The organism is Bradyrhizobium sp. CCBAU 53351 (assembly GCF_015291745.1).
Classification (GTDB): Bacteria; Pseudomonadota; Alphaproteobacteria; order Rhizobiales; family Xanthobacteraceae; genus Bradyrhizobium.
This window is the reverse complement of the sequence record NZ_CP030059.1, coordinates 1,645,132-1,657,290: the sequence shown is the minus strand read 5'-3', so window position 1 is coordinate 1,657,290 and position 12,159 is coordinate 1,645,132. Positions and strand designations below refer to the sequence as shown.

Here is a 12,159-nt window from a genome sequence, read left to right as displayed (position 1 = left end):
GCCTATCGACTTTTTCGCTCTTGTTTGCCCTCCGTGGCTCGAAGAGCTCTGGCCTAGTCTCAGGGCCCGAGCCGTCCCTTCAGAGCACGAGCGGCCGCTCCCACAAACCGCGGATGGCTGGCCGCTCCTCTCTCTCGGCTCCCTACCCGAACAACCTGGTCAGCAGCTCTTCCGCGCTATCGAGCTGCTGGAAGCAGGCCTTGCCGAGGTCCCGGTGCATGGGGCGCTCGAGCTTCTGCCCACTGCTGTCCGCGCGCGTATGCCGGCTGACCTTCACGCCCAGGTCGGGCAGCCGCGCTCCGGGCTCGCCGCCGAACCAGAAGAAGCGTTCGAGGGCAAGCGTGCGCTGGTCGACCTCCAGCCAAATGACACAGCCGCTGGGCTTTTCCAGCAACCGGGTACTGACGGTGACGTGGCGGACGCTGGATCCGGAAAACGTCGACTTCAGCTGGACGTGCCGGAGGATGCCGTTGGCCTCGAGCACGATGTCGTAGCCGCGCCGGTCCACCTCGCTCGTCAGCACCTCGATGTCGTGACGGCCCTGCTGCCAGCGCGCCGCCATGAGCTGGCCGAGAAGGAGATGGAGAAGCGCCTGCTCCCGAATATTGGAGGCGCGGGAGTGGGATGTAAGCGGGTCCTGGTGCAGTTCAACGAGCATTGTAAGTCTCCTTTTGGGGTTGGTCATACCCCGCCATTGCGCTCCGCTGGCCGCACAAGTCCAGCACAACCGAGCGCCTCACCAGCCAGCTTCGCACATGAGAGTTAATTCGATCCTATTTTGGGATAATCCCGATTCAGGATCAGATTGGCTGCCGTCGATTCGAAACTCGCCCGGCGGCAATGGAAAAATCCCTCAAATCCGCCGAATATGCCCGCCTCATTGCCCTTCTCGTTGCAACCCGACAGAAGGCAGGCATTCGCCAGCAGGAACTCGCCCAAAAGCTCCGTAAACCGCAATCGTTCGTTGCCAAGTACGAAGGTGGCGAGCGGCGCCTTGACGTTATCGAATTCATCGCTATTGCCGAGGCCCTTGGAGCCGATCCGCTGAAATTGCTTCGGCGGTTCGTGCGTGAAAGAGGGTAATAGCGCCGGTCCTTTTAGCGAAACTCGGCCCTGGCAAGGCCATGACTGCGTTCATAGCCTTGCCGCTCTATCCGGTTCGGTGGTCCCGGGCTCCCGCAAGTTTAGAGTGAGGCGCTTTCAGGCGGGCAGGCCCTCTCACGAGGGCGTTCTGCACCGAGCAGCCGCGCCCCCAACCCCGTAAGCTCGGTCGTGGACCCTACGCATGCCATGACGCCGCCACCGCGTTTTGGAGCGTGGTGTCGTTCGGCAAAGCCTGGATACTCGGATTCGACGGGTCGAACCCTGTGTTGTTCGCCGAATACGTAGCCATGGCCTGCACAAGCTGCGAGATCTGGCCGTCGATCTTGAGGCCTCCGGCCGTGATCTCCTGCAACGCAGCCGCGCTGCCGGAGAACCAGTTGCTGATCGTCGTGCTGGTGCTGGTCCCAAGGAGGTCGATCTTCAGATCGTTGCCGGCCTGCTCGAACCACAGGTTCTGGTCGGTGATGCCACTGAGGAAATCGACCTCATTCTTCGAGCCGGTCGCAGACGATAGATTGATCTGAGATTGGCCGGTACTCGTGGTGATCTGGTACACATTGCTTCTGGCGCCGCCGTAGGCCGACTCCGCCCCCGAGCCGAGCTGGAAGATGTTCGCGCCGTAGTCGTTGCCGGTGAGCGTGGCGTTCGTGGCACTCCCAACCCAGGTGAAGGTCGACGTGGCATCGGTCAGATTTGATCTGTTCCAACTGCTTCCATCGGCAAAGATCAGCGTCTCGATGCCCCAATTCGCGGTTTGCGAGTAGAACTGTTCGTCGAACGTAATCGTTTGGCCATTGGCGTTGACGGTAGCGACCAGATGCACTCCCACCCGGCTGAAGGTTAGATCGCTAGCGTTCAAGTCAGTCAGGCGCAACACGTCCACATCCACCGTCGAGCCGGACTCGTCGTCGATATAGTCGTTGCCATCGCCCCGCGCATAGACGTAGGTATCGCTCCCCGCGCCGCTGTTGAAACGGTCATCTCCAAGACCTCCCCAGAAGACGTCGTTCCAATCTGAGCCGCCAATCGTATCGTTCGCGCTGGTGCCGCGGATCCACGCATGGGAGTTGATCGTGGCCAAGTCCCAGTTCGTGCCATCTGCAAACTCGATCCGTTCAATTCCCCAGTTCGCCGTTTTTGAATAGAACTGCTCGTCGAACGTAATCGTTTGGCCATTGGCGTTGACGGTAGCAACCAGGTTCGCCCCCACCCGGCTGAAGGTTAAATCGCTAGCGTTCAAGTCAATCAGGCGCAACACGTCCACATCCACCGTCGAGCCGGACTCGTCGTCGATGTAGTCGTTGCCATCGCCCCGCGCATAGACGTAGGTATCACTCCCCGCGCCGCTGTTGAAACGATCGTCTCCAAGACCTCCCCAGAAGACGTCGTTCCCATTTGAGCCGCCGATCGTATCATTGCCGCTGGTGCCACGAATCCAGGCGTTCGCCCAGATCGTCGGCAGGTCCCAGCTATCGCCGTTGGCGAACAGCAACTTCTCGATGCCCCAATTCGCGGTCTGAGAGTAGAATTGATCGTCGATCGTAATCACCGCGCCCGTCGCATTGATCGTGACGCGCAGGGCATTGCCCGATCGGCCGACGGTCACGTCGCTTGCGTTGAGATCAGCGAACTTCAACGTATCGATGTCGGTCACCGAGCCCGACCGGTCGGCGATCTCGTCGTTTCCGTCGCCCAATCGGTAGATGTACGTGTCGGAGCCATCGTTGCCCTGCAGGTAGTCATTACCTTGGTCGCCGAAGAGGGTATCCGCCGAGGAACTCGCAGACAGCGAATCATTGCCCGACGTCCCGCGGAACCAGGCATTCGCCCAGATCGTCGGCAGGTCCCAGCTGTCACCATTGGCGAACAGCAGTTTCTCGACGCCCCAATTCGCGGTCTGCGAGTAAAACTGATCGTCGACCGTGATCACCGCGCCCGCCGCATTGACTTTGACCAGCAGCGCGTTGCCGGACCGGCTGAGCGTAACATCGCTGGCGTTCAGATCGGCTAACTTCAGCGTATCGACATCGGTCACGGAGTCCGACCGATCAGCGATCTCATCGTTACCATCGCCCGATCTGTAGAGGTACGTATCTGAGCCACCGTTGCCCTGCAGGTAGTCGTTGCCGAGCCCGCCGAAAAGAATATCTGCCGAAGAAGCCCCATACAGCGACTCGTTGCCCGACGTGCCGCGGATCCAGGCGTTTGCGTTGATGGTCGGGAGATCCCAGGTCTCGCCGTTGGCGAACTCCAGCTTCTCGATGCCCCAGTTGGCGGTCTGCGAGTAGAATTGGTAGTCAATCTTGATCGTCTGCCCCGTCGAGTTGACCCCAACAAGCAGATCGTTGCCTGACCGACTGAGCGTCACATCGCTGGCGTTCAGATCGGTCAGCTTCAGCGTATCGACCTCGACAGTGGAGTTCGATTCATCATCGATCTCGTCATTACCATCGCCAGATCGGTAGACGTAGGTGTCCGATCCGCCATTGCCGCGAAGATAGTCGTTGCCTTGAAGGCCGAAAAGGTAGTCGTTAGATGCCGCCCCAGAGAGCGAGTCGTTGACCGCCGTGCCGCGGATCCAGGCGTTTGACGCAATAGCGGATCGGTCCCATACCGTTCCGTCAGCAAACTGAATATGCGTCAGGCCCTGGATTTGGCTACCGTCCCCCCAGAATTGGAAGTTCACGGTAAAGCTGTCGCCCGTTGCCGACACCTTGAGGATCATGGCGTCGCCAACGCGGCTCAACTCGACATCTGACGGATTCAGGTCCTTCAGAACCAAAGTATCGTCGCGGTTATAGCCCGAACCGGGGTTGGTGAGGACATCGTGCCCATAGCCGCTGCCAAAAATGATGCGGTCCGATCCGTTGCCGGAGACCGAGATCGTGTCATCGCCAGCGCCCGCATCGACCGTAACGCCTGTGGCCGGAAGCCCGATAGAGTCGTTTCCTGAGCTTCCACGGAGAAACGCGTTCGCGGTGATCGCCGTGCGGTCCCAGATGGTGCCGTCCGCAAAATGGATACTACCGAGCCCGTAGCTATTACCGTTGAACTGCAGGAGGACGGTGAAACTGTCTCCGGTTGACGGCACACTGACGACGAGCTGATTGCCTGATCTCGTGAGCTGCACTTCCGATGGAAGAATATCCGTGAGATCGAGAACGTCGGCCCTCACGTATCCTGTGCCCGGGTTGTTGAGCGTGTCGTGGCCTGCGCCTTTATAGAAGACGATCCGATCGGCGCCATTCCCGCTGACGCTGAGGGTGTCGTCGCCTACGCCTGGATCGATGGTCGCGCCATCGGCCGGCAGCGTGATAATATCGTTGCCGCCCGTTCCCACTAATTGGGATGCATTAGCAATCTGCGCGCGATCCCACCGCGTCCCGTCAGCGAACAGAACTTGCTCAATACCATTTGTCCCGTTGAACTGCCCCTGAATCCTCAGAACTTCGGCCGAAGATTTAATCTGGATGAATAAATCATCGCCGCCCTGGCCAAAGCTCACGTCGGAAGCGTTGAGGCCCACGAGCTTCACCACGTCCGTGCCAGAGTCCGTACCGCTCTCCTGGATGACGTCGTTGCCAGAGCCCGCACGGTAGATGTAAGTGTCATCACCGTCGCCGCCAACAAGCACGTCCGCACCAGCCCCGCCGTCCAGCGTATCGGCAGTCGCAAAACCGTTCAGCGTCTCCGCCGCACTGGTGCCGCGGATCCATGCTGCAGCGACAATCGCGCTGCGGTCCCATACCGTGCCGTCGGAGAATTGGATCTGCTCGAGGCCCCAGTAATCGCTTGTCGACGTGAACTGCCCCTGTACGGTGATGACGTCGCCGCTTCCCGGAATCGCGATCGAGAGATCTGATCCCTGTCGCGAGAAGATGACGTCGCCGGGCCTGAGATCGACGAGCTTGAGGACATCGATCTGAGAAGCGGAATTGTATCCGTCGTTGATGGTGTCGCTGCCATCGCCGAGAGCATAGATGACGGTGTCGCTACCGGCCCCGCCCTGGATCAAGTCGTTTCCTGCTCCGGGCTGGAAGGTATCGTCCTCCGAGGTCCCCTGGATCGTATAGTTTCCGGCGGCGTTCGGCAGCACGGCGTGTGCTGCGATCTGGGTCTTGTCCCACACGGTTCCGTCAGCGAATGCGACCTGCTCGACACCGGTTGGTGCATAGCTGAACTCGTTGGTGATCGTCGTGGTGTGACCGTTTGCCTTGTTCTTGACGATGAGGTCGGCGCCGCGCCGGATGAGCGTAACATCGGCGGCATTGAGGCCAACGAGCTCCAGCCGATCCGTGCCGTCCTCCGCATCCTCGGAGATGATCACGTTGCCGGCGCCGGCGCCCACCCGGTAGGTGTCGTTGCCGCCGTACCCGACCAAGGTTTCGGCGTCACTTCCGGCAATGAAGACGTCGGATGTGCCCGAGCCCGCCGCAGTCTGGTTGCTTGCGCTGCCAATGAACAGGTGGCTGTCCAGCCGAGCGAGCAGATCGGATCGGCTCCACACCGCGCCATTGGCGAAGACGATCTGCTCGACGCCTGCCCCGGCCGATGCCGAGAGCTGATCCTGCAGCACGATGGTGTCGCCGCTCGCGAGCTGCAGCACGATGTCGGAATTATCGATCGACGACCGGCCTACCGTGATCGCGGCGGGATCGATTCCACTCCCGAGCACGAGGCGATCTGTATCGGCATTGCCGCCGCTGTCGGCGATGCGGTCTCCGCCATCGCCAAGATTGTAACGATATTCGTCCGAGCCGCTGCCGCCATTGAGACGATCATTGCCGGCGCCGCCGATCAAGATATCGGAGCCCGCTCCGCCGGCAAGAACGTCGTTACCCGCCGTACCCGCAACCGTCTCGACCTGGTCCGTGATGCCGATCACGATCGTCGAAGTGACGGACATGCCGTCATCGTCGACCGCCTTGACGGTCAGCGTGTGCTGCGGCCGCGTCTCGAAGTCGAGGACGGCGCCGTTCTTGACGCGGATCTCGTTGCCGACGATCTCGAACAAATCATCCGTGCCGACGATGCTGAAGCTATGCGCGCCGGCGTCCCCGGCATCAACCGCCGCCAGCGTCGCCACGACCGTTCCGCCTGCGGCGTTCTCCTGCACGGAGCCGCCGGTCGCTGTAATCCCGGTAGGAGCCTCGTTGTCGAGCCGCCGGAGCTCGAAATTGTCCGCGGTCAGCGCCGCACGATCGACATTCTGCAGGGTGAGGCTGTCGCCGTTCCCGAGGGAGATGACGACATCGCTGCCGACCTGCGCGGCGGCCGCCATCACCGAGGCGAAATCGGCAAACATGGTGCGGTCGAACCGCACGATGTCGTGGTCCGTTCCGCTTCCTGCGGTGAAATCCGTGACCGCGTCCGACCCATCGCCGACGCCGACCACAAATATGTCGCCGCCAGTGCCGCCCGTTGCGACATCATTGCCGGCTCCGCCGATCAAGATATCGCTGTCGAGCCCACCATTCAGGATATCGGCGCCGATGCCGCCGTCGAGCTTGTCCTTGCCCATGCCGCCGGTCAGTGTGTCGTCACCGCTGCCGCCGGAGACGACGTCGTCGCCGGAGCGCGCATCGATCAAGTCGTTCCCCGCGCCACCGACAATCAGATTGTTGCCGGCGTCGCCGGCGATCTGATCGGAGAACGCGGTACCGATCATGTTTTCAACCCGCTCGACCTGGGCCATGTCACGCCAGGTCCCGCTGGCGAGATCGCTCTGGTCGGTCGTACGCACCTCGGCACCGTTGGTGACGAGATCGACCCACACCGCAGACCCGAACCCGCTGAGGTCCAGCGTATCGGTTCCCGCGCCGCCATTGATGGTGGCGACATCACCGGGGGCGGCGACGCTCAGCACAAGCGTATCATTGCCAAGCCCGCCATAGAGGAGATCGTTGCCGCCCTGGCCTTCGATCCGGTCGTCGCCGGCCTCACCGTAAAAGTTCTGATTGGCGCTCGAACCAACCAGCACGTCGTCGCCTCGCGTGCCCGCGAAAAAAGGCGCGTTGCTGGTCGCGATCCCATAAATGGTTGAGCGGCCCCACTGGTCGCCGTTGGCGAAGCGAATGTATTCGATGCCGGAATCCGGGGTGTCCGTAGCATCGCCGAACTGGCCGACGATCGTGATCGTCTCGTTGGTCGGCAGGATGTGAATCAGGAGATTATCGCCAGAGCGGGTCAGGTTCACCTCGGTGGCCTGGATGTCCTTGAGCAAAAGGACGTCGGTGTCGGTCGAGGTGAACGAGCGCCAGGTGTTCTCGTAGATGGTGTCGTTGCCGTCGCCCTTCGAGTAGATGAAGGTGTCGTTGCCGCTGACGCTCTGCAGGCCGGAATAGATGATGTCGTCGCCCTTGCCGGCTTCGATCGTATCGTCCCAACGGCTGATCCGGGCGTCGATGACATCGCGCCCGTCGGTTCCACGGAACCAGGCGTTCTGCTGAATATCGGCTCGATTCCAGACCTCGCCGTTCGCAAACTGGATGGTTTCGAGACCCATGCCCGGGGCGTCCACGGTCTCGCCGAACTGTCTCACGACCGTGATCGTCTCGTTCGTCGAGATGATCTTGATCAGCAGGTCCTCGCCAGACCGGGTCAGCCGGACGTCTGAGCTGCCAATGTCCGTAAACTTCAGAACGTCGGTCTCGGTTGGACCGGAGGAGCGCCAACTCTGTTCACTGATGGTATCGTTGCCATCTCCCCTCGCGTAGACGAACGTGTCGCTGCCACTCCCGCTTTGATAGCCGGAATAGATGACATCGTCGCCCTTGCCGCCTTGAAACGTTTGACCGAGAAAATGATCCGAAAGCGTCTGGGTGCCGTCCAGGATATCCCGGCCGTCCGTGCCACGTATCCAGGACGCCTGCTGAATTTGATCGCGGCCCCACTGAACATCCGCAAACCGGATATATTCGAGCCCCGCACCAGGCGCGTTGAGACCGACGAAATGACTCGCGACGATGATGACCTCGCCGGTCGCCTTGATTTTGATCAGGAGGTCATCGGCAGATTGCGACAGCTCGACGTCATATGAATTGATATCTGCAAGGATCAGGACGTCCGTTTCCGCCGTACTTCCCTCGACGATGAGATCGTTACCGTCTCCCTTGGCGTAAAGATAGGTATCATTGCCGCTGCCGGCGCCATTGTTGTTATAGATGATATCGTCACCCTTGCCGCCGATGATGATGTCATCACCATCGTTCGCCAAGATGTAATCCTTCCCGTCCCCACCCGAGATGAAATCGTTGCCGAGCCAGCCATCGAGGTAGTCCGAGCCGCCGCCGCCGTAGAGGACATCATTGCCACCTCCTCCGAGGAGGACGTCATTGCCGCCTACCGTGTCCGACCCGACTTCATCTCCGTAGAGGACGTCGTCGCCGCCGAAGCCGTCCAGGACGTCAGCGCCAAGGCCACCTGCCATGATGTCGACGCGACCGCTACCATTCAGTCTGTTGTTGCCGCCGCCGTGGAATGGATTCGGCTGCAATGCATCCGGGACACCCAGCGTTCCACCCAAACCGCCATAGCTCGAGGCGTTCCAGATATCGTCGATGCCTGGAGACGCACCGGCAACGATGTTTCCTTCATGACCGAACTCGTCCCAGTAGGTCTGCCAGATGATCAACCCCTGCTCGACCATGGTGACGACCACGGGATCCCAGCCGAGATAGTCGCGGCCGGCATTGTAGGTGATCTGTGCCCGGTCGATCACCGAGCCATCCTGAAACTTGATCTGGTCGATGCCGACCCAGTTGCCGGCATTGCCGTCGAGCAGACTTGTGACGCCCGAGAAGAAGTCGTTGACCCTGATGATCTCGCCGGTCGGGTTGATCGTGATCAGGAGCGTGCCACCCTGATAGGAATAGCTCACCTCTCCCGCTGAGACGTCCTGCAGCCACAGCGTATCGATGTCGTTGTTGCTTGGATTGCCGATCTTCGAAGAGAAATCGGAGATCTCGTCGTTGCCGTCGCCCTTCTTCCAGACGTAGGTATCGCTGCCGTTCCAGCCCTGAAGGAAATCGTCGCCCTTGCCGCCGTAGATCGTCTCGTTGAGATCGGAACCAATAGCGAGGGTGTCCATCCCGTCCGTGCCGCGAACCCAGGCCTGCTGCATGATCTGCGCACGGTCCCAACTCGTTCCATCCGCGAACTTGATGATGTCGACGTTCTTGGTCGTCCAGTCGGCGCTGTTGTTTGGGAAGAAATTGTCAAAGTCGATATATTCCCCGGTCGACTTGACCTTCAGCAGAAGGTGACCACCCACCCGCGAGAGCTCGATGTCGCTGGCGTTCAGATCGGTCAGGACAAGGGTATCGTGCTCGCTGATACGATCCAGCGTGTCGTGCACGATGTCATATCCGTCCCCTTTGCTATAGAGGATCGTGTCATTGCCTCCGCTGATCCTGATATAATCGTCGCCCTTGCCGCCGCGAATGACGTCATGCGAGCCCGAGTCGGAGATGACGTTGTTGTGCCCATCTCCACGAAACACGCTGGCGCCTGCAAGCTGCGAACGGTCCCACTCGGTGCCATCGGCGAAGCGCAGGACATCGATGCCCTGATTGGCGAAGAAGCTATCGATGACGACAGTTTTGCCCGTTGCCGTGACGCGCATCAGAAGATCGTCACCGATTCGGTCGAAGGAGACATCGGTGGAATTCAGATCGGTGAGGACGAGCCGATCGGTATCGGCCGCAGCACCGTCATCCCTGATCCAGAGATCGCCGTCCTGCTTGTTGTAGACGTAGATATCGCTGCCGCTGCCGCCGCTGAGCAGATCGCCGCCGCCCCCGCCGATGAAGACGTCCTGCGCGGACGTGCCGTTGATGCCTTCACTGCCAGTAGAACCGAAACGAGCCACCCCGGCGACAATTTGAGCCGCAATCTCTCGAGTAGTATAGTCGGGAATACGGGAAAGATAAGGAGCTATCTCGATTTGATATCCCGAGCGAATACCTTCAAAGGCGATATCGATCATGCCCTCTAGGCCACTCAGCGCCTTGACCAAATAGCTTACGGCATCACCATCGGACGAGGGCATCGCCTTGATGATCAAGTCTAAGACTACCCCAAGATTTCCAGGACTCTCTTCAGGAAGCGCGTCCGGCCCTCTTGGAATGAAGTCCAACAAACCGTAGAAGAAATATGGATTATTCTGTGCGCTCGCGAGCTGATCTATCCCTCGCATGAGTCCGCTTGTCGTTACTTGCGCAAGGAAGGCCGTCCTGTATATCGCCAGAATTTGCTGAAATGATGCCTCGACTCTGTCGCCGAACTGTTGAGTGCTGGGAAAAGTCCTCAATTCTTGGTCGACCTGTACCTCCCGATAGGTTTGTCCAAAGAACTTCTCTACGAACGCAAGGTGACGTCCATCGACGAACGGTCCGCGCGAATCAATATCTACGCTGTCTACCCCTGCCCAACGCAAAAGGAGATCTTCGAAGTTCTCCTGAAACTCCGCGGGACTTAAGGCGAGGACATTATCGGTTAAGTCCCTCCAGTCGGCCCGAAACAGCGCATTGTTTGTCGCTTCATACGAGATACTATGAATCAATCCCGAGCCTGGCAACTGAGGCAACCAGTGTACCTCGGGATCTTCCGTAAAAGTCGGCGTTGAGTCCGAGATAGAGTTCTGGCCGTCCGTCTGGAAGTATATTGTTTGAGCGACACCTGCGCTTCCGTCCGTACGCAAGAATCCAGCCTGATAGCCGAGATTGTGCCCGGAATTGCTTCCAGTGAGCTTGTCTCTCACGAGAGAGATGGAGACTATTCCGGCTTCGGCGAGTGTCTGCAGCTCACCAGCGTCTGTTACACCATTCTGATTTAGGTCGCGCCATACCCTCAGTTTTCCAAAATCCGCGTCCTGGGCATCAATCTTGCCATCTCCATTTGTATCCAGCGTCTCGAGGACCGAGAATCCATCTTGAGCAGATGAACCGAACAGCTCCAGTCCATTGTCGATCAGACCATTTCCATTTTTGTCGATCGCTAAGATACCGTCGTTCGGAGAGACCCATCCCGTCAGCTCCGCGAACCCGTCGCCCGCAAAGTCAAAATGAACGCTTGAATCTTCAATACTCGTCAGTTGTATACCGTTCCCATCGAGGTCAAGCACAATGGGATCTTTGAACCAATTTATGAGCGGCATGATAATGTGCTTATCCAGCCAGCTTCCGGTGTCCCAATAGAGTTGATTGATCCGCTCATGCAGGTCGGGAACGAGATCTTTCAGAAGGTCGACGACTTTCCCACGAACGAACTTACCCACAAAAGGCGCCAGGGCGCCTAATAGAGGCCCAAGAAGCACCCCGAGACGGACAGCGACGAAAGCCCCAAGAACGGTTGGAGCACCGATGACCGTGATAGGCAAAAGCCAGTATATGGTGCTCACGCCAATCGCAAGCCCCAGCCCGAGGAGGCCATCCGAAACGACCTCCACACCCGCCGCGGCTGCAGCTTGAGTAGAGAGATTTGGCGGAGGACTGGCCCACTCTCCATCCTTAAGTGATTGACCAAGCCAAACTAGAGCAGCATCCACCAATGCTGATTGAGGATCACCAGTCCCGGGAGTCGCGGACCCGCCGCTACCTAGTTGAAGTAAAAGATCTCCCAAAGCGGCACGCGCTTCGGATGGAAGAGAATTGGCGTAATTGGTGAAAGCTGCGGCGACGTCCTCGAACGGAACCTGATCAGGAAACCTAAGCGAGGCTGCATCCAACATTTTGGCCTTCCTTCGTGTTGTAATCGTCGTGAGCTTCGCCGAAATTAGGACGTGATATCGGGAGGACGACGACGTATCGCCTGCCTTGCACGTCTACCAAGAATGATGCTGTGCCAAACAAACGCAGCGACAGTAATCGCGACGACGCACAGCCCGATCACCCATCGTCCGCCAGCAAAGAGAGCAATGCACAATATCCAGATCACAAACGCGACGATCGTCCATAAGAGTGCAAAGCCCATATAGGTCTTTCCTGTCGGAACCGTAGACTTCACGTTTGAATCTCCGTTTAGCGCTGCCTCACGAACCGAGCCGCGATTCACGTG

The 12,159-nt window shown here is 59.1% G+C and carries 3 protein-coding genes; 1 reads left to right on the top strand and 2 read right to left on the bottom strand.

Annotation, left to right across the window (positions count from 1 at the left end; all coding sequences use genetic code 11):
* Positions 1–142: 142 nt before the first annotated feature.
* The gene (locus XH83_RS07915) at positions 143–658 is read right to left on the bottom strand and encodes a hypothetical protein (RefSeq protein ID WP_194406459.1); all 516 of its coding nucleotides are present in this window, start codon (positions 656–658) and stop codon (positions 143–145) included.
* A 182-nt stretch (positions 659–840) separates the two neighbouring features.
* Here XH83_RS07915 and XH83_RS07910 point away from each other — a divergent pair, with 182 nt between their 5' ends.
* Positions 841–1,083, top strand: a complete 243-nt coding sequence (locus XH83_RS07910; RefSeq protein WP_194406458.1) for a helix-turn-helix domain-containing protein — start codon at positions 841–843, stop codon at positions 1,081–1,083.
* A 196-nt stretch (positions 1,084–1,279) separates the two neighbouring features.
* Here the strand turns inward: XH83_RS07910 and XH83_RS40300 are convergent, their stop codons facing one another.
* Complete coding sequence (locus XH83_RS40300; protein ID WP_194406457.1) at positions 1,280–11,833, bottom strand: calcium-binding protein; 10,554 nt, start codon at positions 11,831–11,833, stop codon at positions 1,280–1,282.
* Between the last annotated feature and the right edge of the window lie 326 nt (positions 11,834–12,159).